The 23,819-nt window shown below is 40.9% G+C and carries 27 protein-coding genes and 1 pseudogene; 4 read left to right on the plus strand and 24 right to left on the minus strand.

All coding sequences use genetic code 11. The annotated features are described in order from the left end of the window. Positions 1-232: 232 nt before the first annotated feature. The 12 genes from V7112_RS00005 to upp form a co-directional block, all read right to left on the minus strand. On the minus strand, positions 233-637 hold the full coding sequence (locus tag V7112_RS00005) for a F0F1 ATP synthase subunit epsilon (RefSeq protein ID WP_335413533.1): 405 nt from the start codon (positions 635-637) through the stop codon (positions 233-235). Between the two features lie 26 nt (positions 638-663). Continuing rightward, entirely contained in the window at positions 664-2,085 is a 1,422-nt protein-coding gene (gene atpD, locus V7112_RS00010; RefSeq protein ID WP_335413535.1) for a F0F1 ATP synthase subunit beta, read from the minus strand. A gap of 90 nt (positions 2,086-2,175) precedes the next feature. Beyond that, entirely contained in the window at positions 2,176-3,033 is an 858-nt protein-coding gene (locus V7112_RS00015; RefSeq protein ID WP_335413537.1) for a F0F1 ATP synthase subunit gamma, read from the minus strand. Between the two features lie 108 nt (positions 3,034-3,141). Continuing rightward, a complete protein-coding gene (gene atpA / locus V7112_RS00020) occupies positions 3,142-4,653 on the minus strand; it encodes a F0F1 ATP synthase subunit alpha (protein ID WP_335413538.1) in 1,512 nt (503 codons plus the stop codon). A gap of 11 nt (positions 4,654-4,664) precedes the next feature. Then, positions 4,665-5,207, minus strand: coding sequence for a F0F1 ATP synthase subunit delta (locus tag V7112_RS00025; RefSeq protein ID WP_335413540.1), 543 nt, complete (start codon positions 5,205-5,207; stop codon positions 4,665-4,667). Further along, a complete protein-coding gene (atpF, locus tag V7112_RS00030) occupies positions 5,204-5,728 on the minus strand; it encodes a F0F1 ATP synthase subunit B (RefSeq protein ID WP_335413542.1) in 525 nt (174 codons plus the stop codon). Before atpF ends, V7112_RS00025 begins: the two co-directional genes overlap by 4 nt. Before the next feature lie 230 nt (positions 5,729-5,958). Then, a complete protein-coding gene (atpE, locus tag V7112_RS00035) occupies positions 5,959-6,177 on the minus strand; it encodes a F0F1 ATP synthase subunit C (protein ID WP_116352009.1) in 219 nt (72 codons plus the stop codon). 89 nt (positions 6,178-6,266) lie between these two features. Continuing rightward, entirely contained in the window at positions 6,267-7,001 is a 735-nt protein-coding gene (gene atpB, locus V7112_RS00040; protein ID WP_335413544.1) for a F0F1 ATP synthase subunit A, read from the minus strand. Between the two features lie 57 nt (positions 7,002-7,058). After that, complete coding sequence (locus tag V7112_RS00045; RefSeq protein WP_335413546.1) at positions 7,059-7,427, minus strand: ATP synthase subunit I; 369 nt, start codon at positions 7,425-7,427, stop codon at positions 7,059-7,061. A 6-nt stretch (positions 7,428-7,433) separates the two neighbouring features. Further along, on the minus strand, positions 7,434-7,655 hold the full coding sequence (locus tag V7112_RS00050; RefSeq protein ID WP_335413548.1) for an AtpZ/AtpI family protein: 222 nt from the start codon (positions 7,653-7,655) through the stop codon (positions 7,434-7,436). 365 nt (positions 7,656-8,020) lie between these two features. Beyond that, complete coding sequence (locus tag V7112_RS00055) at positions 8,021-10,258, minus strand: S8 family serine peptidase (RefSeq protein ID WP_335413551.1); 2,238 nt, start codon at positions 10,256-10,258, stop codon at positions 8,021-8,023. 196 nt (positions 10,259-10,454) lie between these two features. Then, positions 10,455-11,084, minus strand: a complete 630-nt coding sequence (gene upp / locus V7112_RS00060; RefSeq protein WP_335413554.1) for a uracil phosphoribosyltransferase — start codon at positions 11,082-11,084, stop codon at positions 10,455-10,457. Positions 11,085-11,330: 246 nt separating this feature from the next. Here upp and V7112_RS00065 point away from each other — a divergent pair, with 246 nt between their 5' ends. Beyond that, positions 11,331-12,173 (plus strand): SPFH domain-containing protein, encoded by an 843-nt coding sequence (locus V7112_RS00065; protein ID WP_335413557.1) that lies wholly within the window; start codon positions 11,331-11,333, stop codon positions 12,171-12,173. Between the two features lie 12 nt (positions 12,174-12,185). Then, on the plus strand, positions 12,186-12,347 hold the full coding sequence (locus V7112_RS00070; RefSeq protein WP_083497317.1) for an Arc family DNA-binding protein: 162 nt from the start codon (positions 12,186-12,188) through the stop codon (positions 12,345-12,347). Between the two features lie 232 nt (positions 12,348-12,579). On the opposite strand, the gene glyA is transcribed toward V7112_RS00070, so the two are convergent. From glyA to spoIIR, 10 genes and pseudogenes are all read right to left on the minus strand, one after another. Continuing rightward, positions 12,580-13,821 carry a serine hydroxymethyltransferase gene (gene glyA, locus V7112_RS00075; protein ID WP_335413562.1) on the minus strand — a complete coding sequence of 414 codons (1,242 nt, stop codon included), beginning with the start codon at positions 13,819-13,821 and terminating at the stop codon, positions 12,580-12,582. A gap of 539 nt (positions 13,822-14,360) precedes the next feature. Beyond that, positions 14,361-14,933, minus strand: coding sequence for a TIGR01440 family protein (locus V7112_RS00080; protein ID WP_335413565.1), 573 nt, complete (start codon positions 14,931-14,933; stop codon positions 14,361-14,363). A 64-nt stretch (positions 14,934-14,997) separates the two neighbouring features. Then, the gene (rpiB, locus tag V7112_RS00085) at positions 14,998-15,447 is read right to left on the minus strand and encodes a ribose 5-phosphate isomerase B (RefSeq protein WP_335413569.1); all 450 of its coding nucleotides are present in this window, start codon (positions 15,445-15,447) and stop codon (positions 14,998-15,000) included. Between the two features lie 121 nt (positions 15,448-15,568). After that, positions 15,569-16,516, minus strand: coding sequence for a methyl-accepting chemotaxis protein (locus V7112_RS00090; protein ID WP_438823843.1), 948 nt, complete (start codon positions 16,514-16,516; stop codon positions 15,569-15,571). Then, a pseudogene (locus tag V7112_RS23780) lies at positions 16,508-16,729 on the minus strand (HAMP domain-containing protein); the annotation flags it as partial. The gene V7112_RS00090 and the pseudogene V7112_RS23780, both read right to left, overlap by 9 nt. 148 nt (positions 16,730-16,877) lie before the next feature. Then, complete coding sequence (locus V7112_RS00095) at positions 16,878-17,309, minus strand: low molecular weight protein arginine phosphatase (RefSeq protein WP_335413576.1); 432 nt, start codon at positions 17,307-17,309, stop codon at positions 16,878-16,880. A 166-nt stretch (positions 17,310-17,475) separates the two neighbouring features. Beyond that, the gene (locus tag V7112_RS00100) at positions 17,476-18,039 is read right to left on the minus strand and encodes a manganese efflux pump MntP (RefSeq protein WP_335413579.1); all 564 of its coding nucleotides are present in this window, start codon (positions 18,037-18,039) and stop codon (positions 17,476-17,478) included. Positions 18,040-18,112: 73 nt separating this feature from the next. Beyond that, positions 18,113-19,156 carry an L-threonylcarbamoyladenylate synthase gene (locus V7112_RS00105; protein ID WP_335413583.1) on the minus strand — a complete coding sequence of 348 codons (1,044 nt, stop codon included), beginning with the start codon at positions 19,154-19,156 and terminating at the stop codon, positions 18,113-18,115. Between the two features lie 341 nt (positions 19,157-19,497). Next, on the minus strand, positions 19,498-19,944 hold the full coding sequence (locus tag V7112_RS00110; protein WP_335413586.1) for a GNAT family N-acetyltransferase: 447 nt from the start codon (positions 19,942-19,944) through the stop codon (positions 19,498-19,500). Between the two features lie 264 nt (positions 19,945-20,208). Beyond that, the gene (gene spoIIR, locus V7112_RS00115) at positions 20,209-20,874 is read right to left on the minus strand and encodes a stage II sporulation protein R (protein WP_335413588.1); all 666 of its coding nucleotides are present in this window, start codon (positions 20,872-20,874) and stop codon (positions 20,209-20,211) included. 227 nt (positions 20,875-21,101) lie between these two features. On the opposite strand from spoIIR, the gene V7112_RS00120 reads away from it, so the two are divergent. Further along, a complete protein-coding gene (locus tag V7112_RS00120) occupies positions 21,102-21,311 on the plus strand; it encodes a helix-turn-helix transcriptional regulator (protein ID WP_335413591.1) in 210 nt (69 codons plus the stop codon). Continuing rightward, on the plus strand, positions 21,308-21,781 hold the full coding sequence (locus V7112_RS00125; protein ID WP_335413593.1) for a hypothetical protein: 474 nt from the start codon (positions 21,308-21,310) through the stop codon (positions 21,779-21,781). The genes V7112_RS00120 and V7112_RS00125 overlap by 4 nt, the downstream gene beginning before the upstream one ends. Before the next feature lie 67 nt (positions 21,782-21,848). Here the strand turns inward: V7112_RS00125 and prmC are convergent, their stop codons facing one another. Beyond that, a complete protein-coding gene (gene prmC, locus V7112_RS00130; protein ID WP_335413596.1) occupies positions 21,849-22,718 on the minus strand; it encodes a peptide chain release factor N(5)-glutamine methyltransferase in 870 nt (289 codons plus the stop codon). Beyond that, a complete protein-coding gene (gene prfA / locus V7112_RS00135; RefSeq protein ID WP_335413598.1) occupies positions 22,718-23,785 on the minus strand; it encodes a peptide chain release factor 1 in 1,068 nt (355 codons plus the stop codon). The genes prmC and prfA overlap by 1 nt, the downstream gene beginning before the upstream one ends. Between the last annotated feature and the right edge of the window lie 34 nt (positions 23,786-23,819).

The following is a 23,819-nucleotide window of genomic DNA, read 5'->3' on the forward strand; positions in this document are numbered from 1 at the left end:
GCTTTTTCCACTTTCATCCGTATGTCGTATCATATACTTGGTTTGTGTTATGGCTTTTTCCACTTATTTACAAGTCGCTTATCATATTTCGCTATTATATTATGACTATTTTCATCTTTATCCAAATCCTATGTCAAAAATGGGATTGATGATATTGAAATTTCCGTTTTCATCATTTGAACACAAAAACCCCCAGAGCCAAAAGGCTTCTGGGGGTTCCCTATAGAACAAATTAGTATTTGTTTTGTGTTACATTTAATCGATTGATGGCACGTTTTAAAGCGAGCTCTGCTCGTTTAAAATCGACATGATCTTGTTTCGCCTGCAAGCGTTGTTCAGCACGATGCTTCGCTTCTTCCGCACGGTGAACATCAATATGTTCAGGTGTTTCTGCAGCTTGGGCAAGGATAGTTACTTGGTCAGGACGAACCTCGAGAAAGCCTCCACTTACAGCCACAAGATCAGTACCGCTGCCCCTCTTAAGTCTAACTGCCCCTACTTGAAGAGGAGCAACCATAGGAATATGTCCTGGTAAAATACCAAGCTCACCGCTTTGAGCTTTTGCACTTACCATTTCCACATCAGCTTCATAAACTGGGCCATCAGGAGTCACGACATTGACTTTTACTGTCTTCATTTTAACACCCTCCTAGGTCCCGTTAATTACGCTTCAACACCCATGCGTTTTCCAGCTTCTACTGCTTCTTCAATTCGACCAACTAGACGGAACGCATCTTCAGGAAGATAGTCGTATTTACCTTCTAGGATTTCCTTGAATCCACGAACAGTTTCTTTAACTGGTACATAAGAACCTGGTTGACCAGTGAACTGTTCCGCAACGTGGAAGTTTTGAGATAAGAAGAATTGGACACGACGCGCACGGTGTACGACTAACTTATCCTCATCACCTAACTCATCCATACCAAGGATTGCGATGATATCTTGTAGTTCACGGTAACGTTGTAATGTTTGTTGAACTTGACGTGCAACTTCGTAATGCTCATCTCCAACAATTTCAGGAGATAGTGCACGAGAAGTAGATGCCAATGGATCCACCGCTGGGTAAATACCCATCTCAGAAAGCTTACGCTCAAGGTTTGTTGTTGCGTCTAAGTGAGCAAACGTTGTTGCTGGAGCCGGGTCCGTATAGTCATCGGCAGGAACGTAAATCGCTTGGATTGACGTTACAGATCCAACGTTTGTAGATGTAATACGTTCTTGTAATTTACCCATCTCAGTTGCTAGAGTTGGTTGGTAACCAACCGCAGATGGCATACGTCCAAGTAGGGCTGATACTTCAGAACCTGCTTGTGTGAATCGGAAAATGTTATCGATGAAGAATAACACGTCTTGGCCTTGCTCATCACGGAAGTATTCCGCCATTGTAAGACCAGTTAGAGCTACACGCATACGAGCACCAGGTGGTTCGTTCATTTGTCCGAATACCATCGCTGTTTTTGAGATAACTCCAGAGTCTTTCATTTCATAGTATAAGTCGTTTCCTTCACGAGTACGCTCACCTACACCTGCGAATACGGAAATACCACCGTGTTCTTGGGCGATGTTGTTGATAAGCTCTTGGATAAGAACGGTTTTACCAACTCCCGCACCACCGAATAGACCGATTTTTCCACCTTTAATATATGGAGCAAGAAGGTCTACAACCTTAATACCAGTTTCAAGAATTTCAACTTCTGTAGTGAGTTGTTCGAATGTTGGTGCCTCTCTGTGAATTGCATCACGACGTGCATCAGCAGCCACTGGTTCATCAAGGTCAATGTTTTCACCTAATACGTTAAATACACGTCCAAGAGTTACATCTCCAACCGGTACAGAAATTGGCTTACCAGTGTCAGTAACCTCTAATCCACGAACTACACCGTCAGTAGATGACATCGCAATTGTACGTACAGTGTCATCACCAAGGTGAAGCGCAACTTCTAATGTTAAGTTGATATCAACTTCATTTTCATTACGCGCACTATGTTTAATCGTAAGGGCGTTATAAATCTCAGGAAGATGGCCGCTGTCAAACTGTATGTCTACAACAGGACCCATAACTTGGGTAACGCGTCCTTTTGTCATCGTTTTCCCTCCTAACTTACTTTTCGCGGTCACTCAAAATCTTTCGTACACTTTGAATGCCTCATTTATAGAATCAATGTTATATAATGTCTACTCTAATGCTGCTGCTCCACCGACAATTTCCGTAATTTCTTGCGTAATTGCCGCCTGACGTGCACGGTTGTATGAAAGAGTAAGTGAATCAATAAGCTCTTTCGCATTGTCTGTCGCATTTTTCATCGCAGTCATACGTGCAGAGTGTTCACTTGCCTTTCCGTCTAAAAGTGCTCCGTAGATGAGACTTTCAGCATACTGAGGTAGCAATACCTCTAAGATATCTTCTTGTGAAGGTTCGAATTCATAAGAAGTTTGTTTTTTGTTAGCAGCTAAATCCGATAACGGTAATAGCTTTTTCTCTGTTACATCGTGTTGAATCGCACTTACGAAGTGGTTATACCACATGTAAAGCTCATCATACGTACCATCCGTAAACATATTTACAGTTGCATTTGCAATATCCTTTATCTCTGCGAAAGAAGGCTGATCAGATAAACCAGCGATTTCCAAGCTAACGGAAATACCTCTTTTTACAAAGAAGTCACGGCCTACACGACCGATTGCAATGACTGTGAATTCGTCCGTACTTTTATGACGTTTTTGCATGGCTTGGTACGCACCACGAATGACGTTACTGTTATATGCACCAGCTAATCCACGGTCAGATGTGATGACAATATAAGCAGTCTTTTTTACAGGTCTGTGAAGTAGCATTGGATGACTTGCTTCCGAGCTGCCTACTGCGATATTCGCAACGACCTCTTGAATTTTTTCCATATATGGAACAAACGATTTTGCATTTGCTTCAGCACGGCTAAATTTAGATGCCGAAACCATCTGCATCGCTTTTGTAATTTGACTTGTTTTCTTTGTTGATGTGATTCTCGTTTTTATATCACGTAAGGATGCCAAAGGTTCTCACCACCTTTTCCTCGATTTATCGTAAAACGCTTTGGAACCGAGTCTTCCTAGCTTTTATTCAGATAAGCGACGAGCTACAAAAAGCACGCCGCTTCTTATTTATTCAGAAACTGCAAAAGTCTTTTTGAAGTCGTTGATCGCAGAAGCAAATACTTCGTCTTCTGGAAGCTTACCAGTTGACTTGATGTGATCAAAGATTTCAGCTTTACGGTTATGCTCTAACCATACGTAGTATTCTTCCTCGAAACGAGAAATGTCTTCTACAGGAATATCATCAATGAATCCACGAGTTAATGCATATAGAATCGCAACTTGCTTTTCTACAGCTAGTGGCTTGTTTAGACCTTGTTTTAGTACTTCTACTGTACGTGCACCACGGTTAAGTTTTGCTTGAGTTGCTTTATCAAGGTCTGAACCGAACTGAGCGAATGCTTCTAGTTCACGGTATGAAGCAAGGTCAAGACGTAATGTACCTGATACCTTCTTCATCGCACTGATTTGCGCAGATCCCCCAACACGTGATACGGATAAACCTGCGTTAACGGCAGGACGTACACCTGAGAAGAAAAGGTCCGATTGTAAGAAAATTTGTCCGTCAGTGATCGAAATAACGTTTGTTGGAATGTATGCAGATACGTCACCAGCTTGTGTTTCAATGAATGGTAAAGCTGTGATAGATCCGCCACCTTTTGCGTCAGAAAGCTTCGCAGCACGCTCAAGTAAACGAGAGTGTAGGTAGAATACATCCCCTGGATATGCTTCACGACCTGGAGGACGACGTAGTAATAATGAAAGTTCACGGTAAGCAGAAGCTTGTTTAGTTAAGTCATCATAAATAACTAAAACGTGCTTTCCATTGTACATGAACTCTTCACCCATCGTTACACCTGCATATGGAGCTAGGAATAACAATGGAGCTGGTTGAGATGCAGAAGCAGTTACAACGATTGTGTAATCTAATGCACCGTTTTTACGTAATGTTTCAACAACACCACGAACTGTTGATTCCTTTTGACCAATCGCTACGTAAATACAAATCATATTTTCGTTCTTTTGGTTAAGGATTGTGTCGATTGCAACAGCTGTTTTACCTGTTTGACGGTCACCAATGATCAACTCACGCTGACCACGACCGATTGGAATTAATGCGTCAATCGCTTTGATACCAGTTTGTAGTGGCTCATGAACAGATTTACGGTCCATGATACCAGGAGCTGGACTTTCGATTGGACGAGTTTTTGTAGTTTCGATTGGACCAAGACCATCAACTGGTTGTCCTAGAGAGTTAACAACACGGCCGATCAATGCTTCACCAACTGGAACCTCCATGATACGTCCTGTACGACGTACTTCGTCACCTTCACGAATATCAGTGAAAGGACCAAGGATAATGATACCAACGTTGTTTTCTTCAAGGTTTTGTGCCATACCCATGACACCGTTTGAAAATTCAACGAGTTCTCCAGCCATGACATTGTCGAGGCCATGAGCACGTGCGATACCGTCACCGACACTGATAACTGTACCAACTTCGCTCACTTGTATTTCAGACTGATAGTTTTCAATTTGCTTTTTTATCAGCGCACTAATTTCTTCAGCTTTGATGCTCATGAATTTCACCCCTATCTATTCGCGATAAGTTGACGCTCTAAGCGCTCCAACTTACCTTTTACACTTCCATCATATATACGATTTCCAATTCGAAGCTTAACGCCACCAATCAGACTTGGATCTACAATGTTTTGAATACGTAATGAAGATTTTCCAACCTTGACTGCAAATACGCTTGAAATACCAGCTTCCTCTGAGTCTGTTAAAGGACGTACAGAGTACACAGTTGCATCGGCAATCCCGCGCTTTTCATTTGCGAGTACTATAAATTCATCCGCTACATCAGCGATAATATCTTCACGATGACGGTCAATAAGTAAATGTAACGTATTTAATGTCATCTGTGAAAAGCCTTGGAAGCTTTGCGTAACAATCGCTTTTTTATTATCGATTGATAGCTTTGGATTTCTTAAAACAGATTGAAAATCATCGCTATTTGAAAACACTTGTTTCACTGTACAAATTTCTTCTTCGTACTGATCAAGTGCATTTTGTTCACTTGCTAATTGAAAAAGAGCTACTGCATATCGCTTTGCTACGATTCCTTTGCTCATCGCCCTTCTCCTACCTCTTGAATATATTCGTTAATTAACTTCTCTTGATCTGCAAGGCTAAGTTCCTTTTCGATAACCTTAGAAGCAACTAACACAGAAAGTGATGCAACCTGTTCACGTAAAGCTGTAACAGCTTGTTCTTTTTCTTGAATAATTTCTTGCTTTGCAGCTTCCTTTAAACGGTTAGCTTCTTCGCGAGCAGCTTGGATAATTCCTTCCTTCTGCTCGTCACCTAATTTACGTGCATTTTCGATTAATTCGGCAGCTTCTGAACGTGATTTTTTGAGCAATTCACGTTGTTCTTCTGCTAATTTTTTCGCTTCTTGGTGGTTTTGCTCTGCAGAATCAATTTCATTTGCGATATGCTGTTCACGTTGTTTCATGATATTCATGAGTGGACCGCCTGCAAATTTCTTTAGCAACGCTAGTAAAATGATGAATACAACCAATTGGAAAATAATATCCCCAAGGTTAACAGGCAATTTACCAGCGGCTGCGCCTAAGACAAAAAGATCTAACACCTATATTCCCTCCTTTTTCGCGAGTTCCAGGTCGAATGGAAGTCCTTAATTTCATCATTAAGTGCGAAAAACGCACAATTCATTTAAAAATTTTTAGGGTAATACAAAGGAATGGCGAAGGTTCTCTTGGAATGATCTTCGCCATTTTGTTAATGTTGCTTTCACTTTTTAGGTTACGAAATAAGGAAATCCCTTAGATGCAACTTCAAGGAAAGCTTCGAGAAATCATCTTAAGCGTTAGCGCCGAATACCATGAACGCGATAACTACTGCGATGATAGGAATCGCCTCAACTAACGCAACCCCGATGAACATAGTAGTTTGAAGTTTACCTTGTGCTTCCGGTTGACGAGCAATCCCCTCAACTGTACGAGATACGATAAGACCGTTACCGATACCAGCACCTAGTGCCGCTAAACCAATTGCAATTGCTGCTGCTAATAAACCCATTGAAATAGTCCTCCTTTAATTGTATAAAAAAATTTTATAATAATTAATTTTGTTTGCCCAAAAAGTCTCATTTTGGACAAGGTTTATTTTTAATGGTCTGTACTCACTTTGTGAGAAATATAAACCATTGTTAACATTGTAAAGATGTAAGCCTGGATAGCACCAACAAAGATACTAAATCCTTGCCATGCAATCATCGGAATAAAGGCTCCGATTGTACCTAGAATTCCTCCAAGAATGCCACCTTCAAAACTACTCACTGCCATACCAGCAATTAATCCAAGTAGGATTTCACCCGCGTAGATGTTACCGAATAGACGCAGTCCGAGAGTTAATGTGTTTGCAAATTCTTCGATAATTTTTAATGGGAACATAAATGACATAGGTTTAAAGAAATCTTTACCGTATTCTCTAGCACCCTTCATCTTTATTCCATAGTAGTGCGATAAACCAACAACCATAACTGCTAGTGTTAACGTAATCGTTGGATCAGCAGTTGGTGACTTCCACCATAATTCATGTCCAAAAATGATCGCAAACGGCAACCCTAGAAAGTTTGATACAAGGATATACATTAGTAACGTAATCCCTAGCATTTGGAAGCGTCCGCCTGTTTGCCAGTCCATTGAACTTTTAATAATTCCTCGAACAAAGTCCATGACCCATTCCATAAAGTTTTGAGCACCGGTTGGCTTCATTGCAAGGGTACGTGTTCCAAGAACTGCAATAATGAATACAATCACACTTGCGATTGTGATCATTAGCATATTAGATCCATTAAACCAAAGTCCAAACAGTTTAAACGTAGGAGCTTCGTGACCCAACAGTATTCACCTCTCTTCCCATATTGTCTAGCACAAGCCTAAGCCACGTGCTTTAGTCTATTTTTGAAGTTTTTGAAAAAAGAAATCTATCATAATGACAAAGTAAGCTGTCATTAATCCAATAATCATACTGCCTAAGTGAAACTTTTCTGGATATTCCATCACGACCAATACAGCTAAACCAGCAACTGCCATTCTGGACATTGTTCCAAGTGAGCGGACGGTTCGTCCCTCTTCATAAGCTTTTGTAAATTGCTTGTTTTTTCGAGCCAATGTAAATAGAATCCACAAACTTCCTAGTGTACCTAGTATTAATCCTAGGAAGACCGATTTATATGCAGTGAATCCCCAGCCAAGTACATAGATTGCCAGTAAGTAGAATATGTATTTACGATATCTCGTAAACGCTATGGATAGATCCTGCATATCAAGTTAATCTCCTGAGAAAAAATGATTGACTAGCCGAAGTGTTGCATAGACTCCTGCTGCTAGTCCTAGTAGAAGGCCAAGAATTAAAAAAAGTGGTTCAGTATTTAGCATTTGATCAATCCATCTACCGAGGAAAATGCCTGCTAGAATTGATCCTACTAACTGAGATAGAATGCCAGACATAAGCGCATAGGCTCGTAACGGATGCTTGTCATTTTTAGGCATCAGCATACCTCACTTTAATGTGTCAAAAGTAGGTTTGTGACATGTCAGAAAATACTTAATTTTTCAAGTAATTCCTATATGAAAACCTTCTCATCCATACCCTTTGTAAGCATACAATAGGCACTTATCAATGTCAATTGTTTGTCGGGAAAAAGTTCACCTTCTCACAAGCGATTTCTACGGGTTCCACATCCGCTTACAAAACGCGTTTTAATCGTGATTTTCATTAGTCCTATTTAGGTAGTACTAATTTAAAAGTTCAATTTTTGTTCACAAAAAAGTCATAATTAGATTTAGGCAGCTTGCACCGCTGACATCACATTCACCACAGGATGTGGCGGTAATTAGTCGATGTTCCGCCATTCTCAGTGGCCGCCTATCATTGTATCCTCAAATGAGATTTCTGTTTCAAGTATATCCTCTTTGCCGGCTTTTCTAACAAATATGACCGCCTTGAAAGTACCACTTAGGTTCCTGTCTTTCCGATTTACTTCTTTCTCTACTAATCCTCTCGCGACATTTCGATCCCAATCCAAAAATGCTACAAACCTCAAACTATCCGGATTATAGAGAACAATTCCATATTCATCTGCTCCACCCGGTAAATATAATTCATACCGGAACACATCCTCCTTATCTCCTTTTCCAAATTGAAAGCCCATGATTCGTGGATAGTCAGGTTCTTCGATTACATACATATATGGAAGATGGTATCGATTTTTCCCTTCTTTTAAAAATAAATTCCCATAGTGTAGCCCAGCACCAATAGTACTTGGTGTGATATCCATTCCGATTGTGACCACATGTTTTTGCTTCGGTTTTACAGTAAAAGGAAGTGGCAAGTCCCATTGGATACCTTTTATGTTTTTTGGCACTTCAAAGGAATACTTCTTTTCTTCATTAGACTGATTATCCACCGTTATTTTTATCCTTTTTTCAGTACGGTTATCCTGATGAAATAGCATTCCAGCTGAAAATGAGCCCGGATAGATGAGTGTTTCCGAGTGGATGGCTTCATGAAGTTGGATTCTGCCTGCTCCTTGTTCATATGGCTTGTATAAGGTTCCATCCCCTTTTTCTAAAAGGAGTGCCGTATTCATAAGCGCGGCTTTAATTTGTTCGGGTGTCCAATCAGGGTGTGCCTGTTTTAAAATCGCACTTGCCCCAGCCACATGTGGTGCCGCCATACTTGTCCCTTGCATTTCCTCATAACCGTTTGGGATCGTACTATCAATCGCGACCCCTGGCGCTACCACATCAGGCTTAATTGCCCATGTGTGTGTAACAGGTCCACGTGAACTAAATGATGCAATCGTGTCTTTTATTTGCTGAAAAGAAGTTTTAACAATATTGTTTTGTGACTTAATTTGTTTTTTAAGCCACTTTCCGTCGGCTTTTGAAAGCGACGCAACCGGGATTGAAAGCTCCTGATCCAGTGCCCCAGAGAATCCTCCTTCCGTGTTGTTATAGATTAAAACTGCAATCGCTTCTGCCTCCAATGCTCGAATTGCTTTTTCTGTAAATGTGATTTGACCTCGTTCCATTAAGACAATTTTGTTTTTCGCCTTTGGGAATGTTTTTTCTGTCCCAATTCCCGCATCAATGATTTCATTTTTCCTTTGTAGATTCCATGGAATTGAGCCTTGCAGTGGTATAAGCTGTATTTTCCGTTCTGCAAACCCTACCGTTATATAAGGTAAGGTCATTGGTGGTGTCGATGCGCCAACAGATATCGCTTTTGATGACGTACCTGGGGAACCAACCGTCCAGACCTTTGGCCCCGAGTTTCCACTGGAAGTTACCGCAACAATCCCTTTTTCAGTCGCTTTATCTAATGCAAGACTTGTCGGCCAGTCTGGTCCATTGATGGTGTTGCCAAGCGAAAGATTAATAACATCGACTTTATCCTCGATTGCTTTGTCGATGGCCGCAATCACCTGTTCGGAAGTACCCATTCCCCCTGGGCCAAGTGCACGGTAGCCCACGATATCAGCCTCAGGCGCGACCCCTTTGATTTTTCCATTCGCCGCAATAATCCCCGCAACATGGGTTCCATGCGAGGTGTTACGCCCTTCCACTCCCCTTGTCTCCATTGGGTCGTCATCACCATCAACGAGATCATAGCCACCTTTATAATTTCGCCTAAGGTCCGGATGTGTGTAATCCACGCCTGTATCGATTACCCCAACCTTGACGCCCTTACCAGTTAAGCGATGATCCTTTTTATCAAAATGACTGCGAATCTCATCCCCACCAATAAATGGCACACTCTCACCAACAAAAGCTTGATAGGTAGCCACCGGGAAACTTTGTTGAATCCCAAATTCCGTTTTTAATTTTTGAATATCATGTCTTACCCCTGTTACTGAAAAACCCGGAAACACATGCTTGTAAATGTGGTTAATTTTGATGGAGGAATAGTTTGTCTTTGTTCTCTCTATTAATGATTGAATTTGATTTTTGTCTGCAATGATAATTTCATGCACGATTTCATTCATATCCACTTTAGGCAGTGGCGGCCTGTTCGGAAAACGGTGTGCATGGGCAGGATTGCTTGAAAATAGCAAGATCGTACACATACAAATCGCAAGTAAGATTCTCACAAAAAAACCACCTCTTTGAGATAGCATTTCTCAAAAGGTGGTCGAATATTAATATTTTGTCTAGATGCAGCGCCTAGAAAATTGAAAACTTCAACTGGCAAAGAGTGCCTCTTCGTCGAAGTCTTGACGCACAGGACGTGATGAACTTAGTCGGCCAGTTTTTCCGTATCTGGGCAAGGCGCCTCCGCATTTCTGATTATTTCGTTCCGAATAATCGGTCTCCCGCGTCACCAAGACCTGGAACAATATAGCCATGGTCGTTTAGCTTCTCATCAAGTGCCGCAATATAGATATCTACATCTGGATGGGCATTTTTCATTGCTTCAACACCCTCCGGTGCAGCAACAAGACACATAAACTTAATATTTGTCGCGCCCCGTTTTTTCATCGCGTTGATTGCTTCAACCGCTGAACCACCTGTAGCAAGCATCGGGTCCACGACGATGAATTCACGCTCTTTAATATCAGAAGGCATTTTAAAATAATACTCTACTGGCTGTAGTGTTTCAGGATCACGATATAGCCCAACATGGCCAACCTTGGCAGCAGGGATCAAGTTTAAAATTCCGTCCACCATGCCTAGACCAGCACGAAGAATTGGCACAATCCCAATCTTTTTCCCAGATAAAACTTTTGAACTCGCCTTAGCAACAGGAGTTTCTACCTCTAAGTCCTCAAGCGACATATCACGAGTAATTTCAAACGCCATTAGGCTCGCTACTTCATCTACCAATTCACGGAATTCCTTTGTACCTGTGTTTTTATCGCGTATGTATGTAAGCTTGTGCTGAATTAGTGGGTGATCAAAAACGTACACTTTCCCCATCGTTCATCTCTCCTTTTTTAAGTATGCTTCTTTTAGATTTTCCATCAGATGCAAAAATAACACCACGAACTGCATTTTTAACACTTCAATAAATTTTACAGAAAAAATAAGGCATGTTCAAGACGAAACTCAAAAATACACAGAAAGTAAAATTTAAAAATGTTCAGTTAATTCATTTACAATTTTATACAAAAGTGATATCATTTTAGTATAAGATAAATATCGAATTGAAATGAGGTTGATCGCATGAAGGAAAACCAAGTATGGAAGATTAATGGGTTTTTAGGCGTACTTGTCATTGCTGTATTCATCGCCTTAGGTGTCATGATGCTGATTAACACAAAGGTTGTGTTTGGTGTTCTATTTGTCGCTCTTGCAGTGATTTTGGCTTCTGGTATCACAATCATTCAACCTAACAAAGCAGGCGTTGTGATCTTCTTTGGTAAATATTTAGGAACAATTCGCGACAGTGGAATGTTTTTAACTGTACCATTATCTCTTCGCCGGACAGTGTCCCTACGTGTAAACAACTTTAATAGTAAAAAGCTTAAAGTAAACGACGTCGAGGGAAATCCAATTGAAATTGCAGCGGTAATTGTGTATAAGGTAGTTGATTCTGCAAAGGCCGTATTTGATGTTGACCATTATGAAGAATTCGTTGAAATTCAAAGTGAGACAGCGATTCGCCATGTTGCAACCCGCTATCCTTATGACACATTTGAAAATGTCGAACTCACATTGCGCGGAAATTCTGAGGAAATCTCGAATGAATTAGCTGCCGAGCTACAGGAACGTTTAAAAGTAGCAGGGGTCCAGGTTCTTGAAGCCCGTCTCACTCACCTTGCTTATTCAACCGAAATCGCCCAAGCGATGCTTCAGCGTCAACAAGCCACTGCCATTATTGCGGCTCGTCAAAAAATCGTTGAAGGTGCAGTGGGAATGGCTCAAATGGCAATCAAACAGCTTGAGCAGGATAAGACCGTTGACCTTGATGATGAGCGAAAGGTTCAAATGGTAAATAACCTACTAGTCGCAATCGTCTCTGAAAAATCTACTCAACCTGTCATTAATGCAGGAACTCTCTATTAATGAGTGGCAAACATGTCTAAAAAAAAGAGTTTTCCATTACGACTGGACCCTGACCTCTATGAAATTTTACAAAAATGGGCCGCAGATGATTTCCGTAGTGTCAATAGCCATATTGAGTTTTTATTAAGAGAAGCAGCAAAAAAGGCAGGAAGAATTCCGAAAAATAAACAGTAATTTGAGATTGCGCTTGGGCTTAAGGTCCAGGCGCTTTTTTGACTGCGGAAGGCAGTGGATATAAAGGTTTTCGGGGTATATTGCGGGATATGATTTTGAATATTTAATATATCGGACATTCCTAATGTTTTATCGGACAGTTATTCCATTATATCGGACAAAAGCAGTTGGGGACGTTTAAACCAAAAAAGGCAGGACCCCTAATAAAATCGGAGTCCTGCCTTCCTACATCTTAATACTCTTTATAAAGTACGAACTTGCTAGTTAATGCTTCAACACGCTCGCTTGCTTCAGCTAACTTCGCTTCGTCTTCTGAATTTTTTAATGCAAAAGCGATGATTGATGCAATTTCATCCATGTCCTCTAAACCAAAGCCTCTGCTTGTTACAGCAGCTGTACCGATACGGACACCACTTGTTACAAATGGGCTTTCTGGATCGAATGGAATTGTGTTTTTATTCACTGTGATGCCGATATCGTCAAGAACCTTTTCAGCCACTTTACCAGTTAAACCTAATGAACGAACATCAACTAGTAATAAGTGATTATCAGTTCCGCCAGATACTAGATCTAAGCCTTCTTTTTGTAAGGACTCAGCTAGTCTAGCCGCATTGGCTACGATATTTTTAGTATATTGCTTGAATTCATCTGTTAGTGCTTCCCCGAATGCGACTGCTTTAGCAGCAATTACATGCATTAATGGACCACCTTGGATTCCAGGGAAGATGGACTTATCGATTTTCTTCGCGAATTCTTCTTTACAAAGAATCATACCACCACGTGGACCACGTAGTGTTTTATGTGTAGTTGTCGTTACGAAATCGGCATATGGAACTGGGTTTTCGTGAATACCTGTAGCCACTAAACCTGCAATGTGAGCCATGTCGACCATTAAGTATGCTCCCACTTCGTCTGCGATTTCTCTAAACTTTTTAAAATCAATTGCACGTGGATAAGCACTCGCACCCGCAACAATCAACTTTGGCTTATGTTGAAGTGCTTTTTCACGTACATCGTCGTAATTGATTTGATGTGTTTCAGGATCGACTCCGTACTCCACGAAATTATATTGAATTCCACTGAAGTTTACCGGACTACCATGTGTTAAATGTCCACCATGGGAAAGATTCATCCCAAGTACAGTGTCACCCTGCTCTAGGATCGTAAAGTATACAGCCATATTTGCTTGAGCTCCAGAGTGTGGCTGCACATTTGCGTGCTCAGCGCCGAAGATTTCCTTCGCACGATCTCTTGCAATGTTCTCCACAACATCCACATGCTCACAACCACCATAGTAACGACGGCCAGGATACCCTTCTGCATATTTATTTGTTAATACAGAACCTTGGGCTTCCATGACTGCTTCACTTACAAAGTTTTCAGATGCAATCAGTTCAATTTTAGTACGCTGTCTTTGTAGTTCATCTTGTATTGCACGAAATACTTGTTGATCTTGCTCCGATAAATGTTTCATTTGGAATCCTCCTTTTATTCGATGTATGAATTATTCCGTAAATTTGAAAAATACTTTACCATTGTAACACTTTTATTCGGTAGTAGGAAGATTAAGTTTTTCTTTAGTTTTAGTTTGAGACCACTTTAAAATGGAGGTTTGGGCTGTTGGAACGGTACCATTATTGGTTTTTGGGGTTACTTAATAAATTTGGAGACTTTTTATAAAACACGAACATTTTACTATTTTTATTAGAAATTGTTCATTTATTGTAGAACAAGAGGGACGGTTCTATTGGAGAATATTTCAGGCATGAAACAACATGGGGAGATGATAATTTGTGGAGATTATTCATAATAAGTTGTCTTTTAACTCTTTCCATCCGATTACCTTCACTTCCTAATTCTCTTTCTCATCCTTCTCCACCTTTTTCTTTTCAGCTTCGGTAAGGGGGGGACGTGCCAACTGTTAAATTGATACACTTAAAAATTAAATTTTTGTCCAATAAAAAAAGGAACCACAAGAACCGCCCCCTTGGTCCTTGGCTCCTCGTAGCTCTTCTAGCACTTCTTGTTTTCTTTTTTATCAGGATAGACAGCTCGTTCGCCACCAATAAGTTTTGGTCTAGCTTTGGCCATTGTAACGTGAGCCCCACCAATCTCTTTTACCGAACTTCGAATCGGCACTGCGACATGCTTTAGATGCATACCGATGAAGGTGTCGCCGATATCAATTCCCGCTTCAGCCTTTATAAATTCAACCACAACCGGATCGTTAAACTGTCCGTATGCATAGGTTGCCATCGCACCACCTGCTGTTCGGACTGGAACGACCGTTACTTGCTCATAATTTTTATGTAATGCCGTTTCACGCTCAACAACCAATGCACGGTTTAAATGCTCACAGCACTGAAACGCAAGCTCAATACCTACATCTTTTCGAAGGGAATCCAATTCACCAAAAATCATTTTCGCTACTTCCTCTGATCCCGCCGTTCCGATGCGTTCACCGATGACCTCACTTGTACTGCAACCGACAATGAGTAGTTCGCCTTTTTTCAACGATGCCTTTTCCACAAACTCTGAAAGAATCGTTCGAAGCTGTCTTCCCCACAATTCAAGGTCTGCAACCATTCCCAAAACCTCCTTACCGAAATCAAATACGCCTGATTTCACATCTCCTCAGGCGTAACATCTTTTATTGCTCAATGCTGTTTTCGTATTCAGTGATTTTATTGATTCTGTTTTCATGACGACCACCTGAGAACTCAGTAGTTAGCCATGTTTTTGCAATTTCAAGAGCAAGCCCTGGACCGATAACACGCTCACCCATTGCCAGAATGTTGCTGTTATTATGCTCGCGAGTTGCCTTTGCACTAAACACATCATGGCAAAGTGCGCAACGGATGCCATGAACCTTATTCGCAGCAATACTCATTCCGATACCAGTTCCGCAAATTAAAATCCCACGATCATATTCGCCGTTTGCTACTTTTTTCGCAACCGGTAGGGCATAATCTGGATAGTCAACAGAGGTTGAGCACTCGCATCCAAAATCATCGTATTCAATCTTAAGTTCATCCAATAATTTTTTGATTTCTTCACGTAATACTAAACCACCATGGTCTGAAGCAATTGCAACTTTCATTGTAAATCCCCCTATAATCAAATGCGCCTTGGCTAGTAATCAGCCCTAAGACATAACTTTACCCTTATTATACCTAAAAAAGAACTCCCGAACCAAAACGGGAGCTTTTTTCTGGAGAGTTTTATAACGTAAATCGTTGAATGGTTTGCTTTAATTGACTCGCTTGGTTAGCAAGCTCCTGAGCTAATTGATCCACTTCACAAATTACACTTGTTTGGTGCTGGGTTGCAGCACTAACTTCCTGTGCACCAGCAGACGTTTCTTCTGCAATCGCCGCTACTTCTTGTGATTGCAACGATGTCGCTTGAATACGATCCATTTGTTTTTCAACTAGAGCAGCAATTTGCTTCACTGCATCTGCTACCTCATGGACAGAGGTTGTCATTTCAGCAATTGCCTCATTTGTGATCGTTCCTTTTTTCGCTTCTTCGTTTGCAACTGCCACTTGTTCGGAAATCTGTACGACCACATTTCGGACCTCTTGCTGGATATTTTTAATCAACTCGGAAATGCCTTGAACTGCTTTTGAGCTCTCGTCCGCAAGCTTCCTCACTTCTTCCGCCACAACCGCAAAGCCTTTTCCATGCTCACCTGCACGAGCTGCTTCAATGGAAGCATTCAATGCAAGCAGGTTTGTTTGGCCGGCAATATCGCCAACAAGTGAAATAATATGCTCAACTTCCTTCGCATTCGTCTCTAATCGATTAACTGCCTCAAGCGAGGTTTGATTGTTCTCAACAAGCTTATTAATTCCCGAAACGAGCGAATGCACAACTTCTTTACTGTCATTTAATGTATCAACCATTTCAACTGACAAATTTTGTGAGGTTTTCGCGTTTTGTTGAACCTCTTCTGCTATTTGGATGACATCCTCCACTGATTCAGCTGTCTCTTGAATCGATATCGCAGAGCTATCAGCCCCTCTGGAAATCTCAGAAATGGTGCGATTAATATTTTCCGCCTGTTCAGAAGCAAGACTAGATGCCTTTGTTATCTCAATCACTTTTTCATTTGTATTTTCAAAGTTTCCTTCGATTTTTTGAACCATTTCACGTAGATTATGTAGCATTTTATTAAAAGCAAGACTTAAGCTGCGAATCTCGTCATCTGATTTTGAAACAGGAACATCCTCCCGAATATCACCATTTGCAGCATGAATGGCCACCTGTTCAAGCCTTTGAAGTGGCTTTGTGATGAAGGATGCCGCAAAAAAGGCAAGAATCCCAGACCAGATAATTCCTAACGCTAATGTGCCAATCACAAAGACTTGTTGACTCACCATTTCTTGAATGAAAGGATACACAAAGTAAATAAATAACGCCGATGTTGAATACGTCACAACCGCTAAAATGGTTGTAAATAGTACCAATTTTAACCTCAGACCAAATTTATAGTGTCTTTTCTCCAACCGATTCTCCCCCTGAATCTATCTATTTTAATTTAGAAAGCACTTGTTCAATTAACGGTTCAAGTTCCGCGTAGGTTTCTCTATATATCTCAATCGGTCCTCCGAAAGGGTCAGAAACATCCCCACTGCCGTCCACATATTCTTTTAATGTAAACACCTTGTCCCCGCTTTGCGGGAAACTGTAAAGGATTGCCTGTTTATGATGACTGGTCATCGTTAAAATACAGGTTGCCCACTCAATAAGGTCTTGTGTTAATAATGACGAAGAGTGCTGACATTCCATTCCCTTTTCCTGTAACACCTGAGCGGTATTCGGCGATGCAGGAGTTCCTTCACCAGCAAATATTCCTGCCGATTTGACCTCTATGTTTTCCCCGCACCTTTTTCGTAAAATTGCCTCAGCCATCGGACTTCTACATGTATTCCCTGTGCAAACAAATAAAACGTGTATCATTTAATTCATCACCCTTTTCTCGCTCGCCTTACGCTACTTTCGACCTGTATCTTTAGACAAAATTCGATATAGTACCATTATAATCGAGATTCGCATGAAAGGCATAGCCAATATTAAAAAAGAGTACGGATTTTCGTTCCGTACTCACAGTTTTGTAATATATTTTTTATAATGGAAATAGTAGTTTTACACCAAAGACGAGGAGGATGCTGCCACCTAAGACTTCACTGTATGTACCTAGCCAGTTCTGGACCTTTCGACCCAAAAGAAGGCCGACCCACGAAAGAACCATACTGACGACTCCGAACATGAGAATAACCATGACTGTCTTTGCACCGTATATTCCTAGCGAAAGGCCAACAGAAAAACTATCTAAGCTCACACTCAATGCAAAAATAAACAACCCAAATCCAACTGGTGTAATCATGCGCTGCTGATCATCGTCCTTGAAGGAAGAAATAATCATTTGTAAACCTAAAAATAAGAGCAATCCGCCGCCTAAATAGGTTGCAATCGCTCCAAATGTATCTGATAAAAAGTGTCCAATCATTATGCCTGCCAAAGGCATCCACATATGAAACAGACCGATGGTTATTCCGATTGAAAAGATTTGCTTTAGTCTTAATCGGATTAATCCCATTCCAAGACCAACAGAAAATGCGTCCATTCCTAATGCAATCGCCATAATAAATAAGGTTATAAGTTCTCCGAGAAATGCTGTTATATCCATCTTCTACCTCCTTGGACGTGCCTATTTCAACATATGCATGTACAAAAAGAATTAGAAGAAGGAATTCCCAATTTTATTCTGTTATTAATTTATGGCCTGCAGCCTTCGTTAACCGGTTCATAATCGCTTGGCCAATGCCCTCACTTGGAAAGCTCTCACTAAAAATAACATCGACTCCACTTTCGTCAAATAAGCGCAACACATCATAAAGTCTGTTTGCCACAGACTCCAAATCCTCACGTGAGCCACAAGCAATAATTTTATCAGCCTTATACATGCTTTCACGCTCTGTTGTTGTGAGAACGCCAACCTTCAAGCCTTCGTTTTGTTTTTCTTTTACGAGCGACTGAATGAATTCCACCCGGCCATTCACAATTGTTAGTGGCGCAGTCGGTGCATAATGTTTATATTTCATTCCAGGCGATTTCGGTGCTTCGCCTTCTGTTAAAATTGCCTTATCGACTTCGACAACACCACATACAGCCTCAAGCTGTTCCTTAGTCACACCACCTGGACGTAAAATCACAGGCACTTCACCCGTGCAGTCTAGAACCGTTGATTCAAGCCCAACACCAGTTGCCCCGCCATCAAGAATTCCCGCAATTTTTCCAGTCAGATCCTCAGCCACATGCTTCGCCATTGTCGGACTTGGCTTACCGGAAGTATTTGCACTCGGTGCTGCAAGTGGGAGACCTGATGCTTCAATCAATGCCAATGCAACCGGATGACTAGGCATGCGAACCGCTACCGTTTCAAGCCCCGCTGTTACCTTTTGAGATACCGCATTTTCCTTTCGTTTTAAAACAAGTGTCAACGGACCTGGCCAAAACTTTTCAATTAAACGCTCGGCCTTCTCTGGGATTTCCTGTACAATTTTATGTAACTGTCCGATTGTGGAGATGTGGACAATCAGTGGATTATCGCTCGGACGCCCTTTTGCCTCGTAAATTTTCCCAACAGCCTCATCAGATAAAGCATTTGCTCCAAGCCCATATACTGTTTCTGTTGGGAATGCGACCACTTCATTTTTTTGAAGGAGACTTGCCGCTTCTTTTATTTGTGGATAAGATTCTAAATTTTGCTGATATTTATCCACAAGCCATTGTTTTGTTTCCATGTAACGCAACTCCTATATGAAAATCCTTTAATAATGTTGTTTTTTAATTATTGCAATATAAAAAAGTATAGGTTTTAAAGGGGTTGAAAACAAGTGTTATCCACATTTTGTGGACAATTTATCCAAAAATGTGGATAGTTTTGTGGATATAACCAACTTTGCCCATTTCCCAATCAGAGGAAATAATTCATCCACAACCCATATTTTTTCATCACGTTCCATAGACTATCACATTTATCCGTATATTAACAACAAGGATTATCCACATTATCCACAAAATCAAAATAAAAAACCCCCACTTGTGAACATTCCATCCACAGGCAGGGGCTTGAATACTATATTTATTTTTCAATTTGCGAAACCATGAACATCGGATCTGTTTTTTCAAAAAGTTGTGAGATATGACTTGATCCTTTAATATGGTCCGGAAGCTCACCCACTCCAACTTGCCCAAAGCCAAGCATTGTGAAAAATTGAATCGAAGCTTGCTTATTTGTCGCTAAAAATAATCGATTTAATTCCTTATGCTTTGCAAGTGAAATGGCACTTTTAAATAAAGTTAATAAATTCGTTTGGTCCACACCTGGAGAAATAACGAGTGACCGTAGCAGTCCATCTTGTTCAATTCTTTCAATCCCTAAAGTTGCAAGGATGTTCTGTTCTGCATCCTCCAATAATATAAAGTGGTCAATAATCGATTCGATTCCATCCACACTCACTTCAGCTTGTCCCAAAAATGCTGTAACCTTCTTTATATCCTCTTCATTTGCCGTTCTAATTTGTTTCATTTTCCCCACCCCATCTTTAGATCAAATGCGCCTTGGCGTATTTGCGCCCGATTTTTAGGCCCACACGATGTGGGTCATGAAGACGTTGCCACAGGATGTGGCGTCTTTAGTCTTCGACCTTACTGCTCGAAAAGTTTCACTTGAAAAATCGTGGCATCCGCCGGAGGCTTAACGTTATTCAGCCGAATGGAATTCTGCTGAATAACGTTATCCTAGTAACTACTCTATGAGGCATCTGCCAAAATAGAACCAAATGCTAGATTTTTAACTAAAAAGTGATGTAAAAAATTCAACCAAGAAAAATTTAACCTCTACTTCTTCCTCTTCATTTTCTTCCTTATCCTTCTTTTCTTTCTTATCATTCTTAGTTTCCTTCTCTTCTTCTTGCTCGATTGCTACATCTTTACCTTCCTCATCAGATGCATCAATTGCGTCACCTGTTGAAAAGTCTAAGAAACATAATGGCGGAAACAACACGCACCACCAGTTTGCCCCTTCAGCTTCACCTAATGAAATTAGAATCGCTTCATACTCACCAGCTGGATATAGGAATTGACCGTAAAGCTTGGTTGGAAATTGAACATTGCGTCCGTAATCAACTGTATAGGATTGATTGCTATTTTCCTCTTCTAAAACTCTAGCAACGATTTTCTCGATTTCTGGCAGTCTCTCTTGAATGAGCTCTCTTGCCGCTTCAATTGAAGTTAACTCTGCAACCCATTCCGTAATTTCCGCATTCACTTCATCTCGCACCTTGCGCTTTAACGCTTGGTCTTTATCGGAATCACTGTTAGCCAGAATGCGAAGCCGAATCGCCTCATCCGGAATTACTTGCGCCGCTTGCGCACTCGTTTCTTTTATAAATAAATGGCTATTCGCCCCAATTAACATTAAAAATATAAATGATACAATCGCAATTTGTTTACTCACTCTCTAGCACCATCCCTTCACAAACCATTCTTGCCAAAAAAACAAAATCATAAACTACTAAATTTTAAAAATCTATTAAACTATCTTTTTGAGTTTAGAATCAAAGACTAAAAATGCATCGTCTATGTGACCCACCTCTTGTGGGTAAAAAATAAATGTAAAGTTTACTTTACAAAATGTAAGGTTTACTTTACAATTTAGGTAGAAACAATTGGAGGATATTGTAAATGGAGATTAAGAATCGGGTGAAGGAGCTCCGCGCAAAGCATAGCCTAACACAAGGCGCCCTTGCGGAAAAGGTCAATGTAACAAGGCAAACGATCGTTGCACTTGAAAAAGGTAGCTATGTCCCTTCACTACTACTCGCAATGAACATCGCACATACGTTTAACTTGCCTATTGAAGAAATTTTTTATTTGGAGGATGAGGAAAGATGAGTATTTTTCGGAATGTCTTGTATACGGTTATTTCACTTGGACTCATGGGCTGGGCCTTTTCATCGATGTATTATGCGCATTTAGCCTTTGCCAACATCGTAAAAACAAATCAGGAACCACCTTGGATAATCGAAATTAACATGCTGCCTGCTTTTATAGCAATCGTAGTGGGAGCCATTTATACAGCCATTGCGCTTCCGAATCTAAAAAAGAAACGCAAATCTTTGAAAAGTGCATTTCTATTGCCACTCGAATTTGAAGAAGGAGACGAGCGTGAAAAAGAGCTCACCGGAAAAGCTTGCCGGGCTGCCTACATTAGTATGTGGTATTCATTCCCAGTCATCATCAGCCTATTCTTTCTATATCCCTTCATCTCAGATTCAGTACCATACTACCCCATAATCTTATTGTTGCTTTGTCCGTTAGTTCAGATTGTTACCTATTTTGTTTCTTGGAAGAGGAACTATTAAAGTGGTATCGCGCAATCTTAGTCTATGTTATAAAAAAGGGCCTGGGGATATTCTCCCCAAGCCTTTTCTAGAACCCTATTTCCGCAAATACCATTCGGTCTTTTCCGTTAATATCGTTAACGACTTCAACTTTTGCCCCAGGGAATGTGTCGGCTAGCATGGAGGCAACTGCTTCTCCCTGTCCAACCCCTACTTCAAAGGCAACGATTCCTTTTTCATTCAACACAACGGGAATTTCCTTCATAAACCGACGATAAAAATCTAATCCATCCTGACCGCCAACCAATGCCCGGAGTGGTTCATGATCCTTCACAACCGTCGATAAAGTTGCAATGTCTTCTTCTGGTATATAAGGTGGATTCGAAACGACCACATCAACCTTAATTCCATCGTCCATTAACGGTCCTAATAAATCTCCTTCAAAGAACCTAACATTAGCTCCTAACCGATCAGCATTTTCCTTCGCTACATCAATCGAAGCCTTGGCGATATCGACTGTCATTACATCAAGTTGCTGATTTTCAAGAGCAAGTGTAATCGATATTGCTCCACTACCTGTTCCAACATCTACAACCTTATTTACGTCAACCCCATCAAATAATCGCTTAATCCTCGCAAGTAACCCTTGAACCAACTCTTCCGTCTCAGGTCTTGGGATCAAGACTTCCTTATTTACCAAAAACCTGCGCCCATAAAACTCCTCATAGCCGATAATGTGTTGAACCGGTATCCCGCTAACTACCTCATGAACAGCTGCCACAAACTCTTCTTTAACCTCAAGATCCAGTTCTTCCCGCAGTTCAGCAAACAGCTGAGCACGGCTCATTCCTAAATAATGACACAACAAGATTTCCCCAATATTCTCGTCCCGACCGTTTTCCCGTAAAAAAGAAGAAGCCCATTTGAGGGCTTCGAATATTTTATGAAATGCTGCCATTATTCGGCTTGCTCCATTTTTCTTGCTTGGTCTTCCATGATTAAAGCATCGATGACTTCATCAAGCTTTCCAGTTAGAATTTGATCCAGCTTTTGAATGGTTAAGCCAATACGGTGATCGGTTACACGGTTTTGCGGGAAATTGTACGTACGGATCCGTTCTGAACGGTCCCCTGTACCTACTGCTTGTTTACGGTTTTGATCGTATTCCGCTTGCGCTTCCTGTTGGAACTTGTCATAAACGCGCGCGCGTAATACCTTCATTGCTTTTTCCTTGTTTTTGATTTGGGATTTCTCATCCTGAATGGAAACTACAGTTCCAGTTGGCAAATGCGTTAAACGAACTGCTGACATTGTCGTATTAACACTTTGTCCCCCAGGTCCACTAGAAGCAAATGTATCAACACGAATGTCTTTTTCATGAATTTCGACTTCAACCTCTTCTGCTTCAGGTAATACTGCAACAGTCGCAGTTGATGTATGGATGCGTCCGCCTGATTCTGTTTCAGGAACACGTTGCACACGATGGGCACCATTTTCAAATTTCAATTTAGAAAATGCACCTTTTCCGTTAATCATAAAAATAATTTCTTTAAATCCACCAACACCTGTTGAGTTCGTATCCATAACCTCAATCTTCCAGCCTTGGTGCTCAGCGAAACGGCTATACATACGGTAAAGGTCACCAGCAAATAGCGCAGCCTCATCTCCACCTGCAGCACCGCGAATCTCCATTATAACGTTTTTGTCATCATTCGGGTCCTTAGGCAATAATAAGACGTGAAGACGCTCCTCAAGTTCCTCCATCTGGTCTTCAAGTTCGTTAATTTCTTCCTTCACCATCTCACGCATCTCTGCATCAAGCTTCTCTTCAAGCATTGCTTTTGCATCGGTTAATTGTTCCTTAACCTCTTTGTACTCTCTATATTTCTCAACAGTTTCTTGTATATCAGATTGTTCTTTTGAATATTCACGTAGTTTAGTTGTGTCACTGACGATATCTGGATCACTTAATAATTGATTTAATTTTTCATAACGAGCTTCAACAGCCTCTAAACGATCGAACACGGTCTTCACCTCAAAATTTAGTCCATAACAGTAT

It is taken from the genome of Bacillus sp. JJ1566 (assembly GCF_036962685.1).
In the GTDB taxonomy this organism is placed as follows: Bacteria; Bacillota; Bacilli; order Bacillales; family Bacillaceae_L; genus Ferdinandcohnia.